The organism is Ruminococcus sp. Marseille-P328 (assembly GCF_964249465.1).
In the GTDB taxonomy this organism is placed as follows: Bacteria; Bacillota; Clostridia; order Lachnospirales; family Lachnospiraceae; genus Blautia_A; species Blautia_A faecis.
The window spans coordinates 1-950 of the sequence record NZ_CAXUBQ010000068.1; the positions used below are offsets into that span (position 1 = coordinate 1).

Genomic DNA, 950 nt, shown 5'->3' on the forward strand with positions numbered 1-950 from the left:
GTAATAGCTCACTGGTCGAGAGGCCCTGCGCCGAAAATGTCCGGGGCTGAAACGTACCACCGAAACTAAGGGATCCGCAAGGATCGGTAGAGGAGCATTGCATGCGGAACGAAGCAGTACCGTAAGGAGCTGTGGACTGCATGGAAGAGAGAATGCCGGAATGAGTAGCGAGATAAAGGTGAGAATCCTTTAGGCCGAATATCCAAGGTTTCCAGGGTAAAGCTGATCTGCCCTGGGTAAGTCGGGGCCTAAGGCGAGGACGAGAGTCGTAGCCGATGGACAACAGGTGGAGATTCCTGTACTGCGGTATGACAGAACTGTGGGGACACGTAAGGAAAGCGGAAGCCGGGAATGGAAAGCCCGGTGCAAGCGGGGTACCAGTCACTCAGGCAAATCCGGGTGGCAATGGGAAGCCGTGATGCGGAGCGAAATACAAGTAGCGAAGTCCGTGAGCCATGCGTCAAGAAAAGCCGCTATTGTTTATACCGTACCCGTACCGTAAACCGACACAGGTGGATGAGGAGAGAATCCTAAGGCCGGCGGAAGAAGCATTGTCAAGGAACTCGGCAAAATGACCCCGTAACTTCGGGAGAAGGGGTGCCACTGAGAAGTGGCCGCAGAGAATAGGCTCAAGCAACTGTTTAGCAAAAACACAGGTCTATGCGAAACCGAAAGGTGAGGTATATGGGCTGACGCCTGCCCGGTGCTGGAAGGTTAAGAGGAGAGGTTAGCGGAAACGCGAAGCTTTGAATTTAAGCCCCAGTAAACGGCGGCCGTAACTATAACGGTCCTAAGGTAGCGAAATTCCTTGTCGGGTAAGTTCCGACCCGCACGAAAGGCGTAATGATTTGAGCGCTGTCTCGACAATGCATCCGGTGAAATTGAAGTACCAGTGAAGATGCTGGTTACCTGCGCCAGGACGGAAAGACCCCATGGAGCTTTACTCCAGT

The 950-nt window shown here is 53.4% G+C and carries 1 rRNA gene; it reads left to right on the plus strand.

The features are described 5' to 3' along the window. Positions 1–950 (plus strand): 23S ribosomal RNA (locus tag ACESTK_RS20460); the annotation flags it as partial.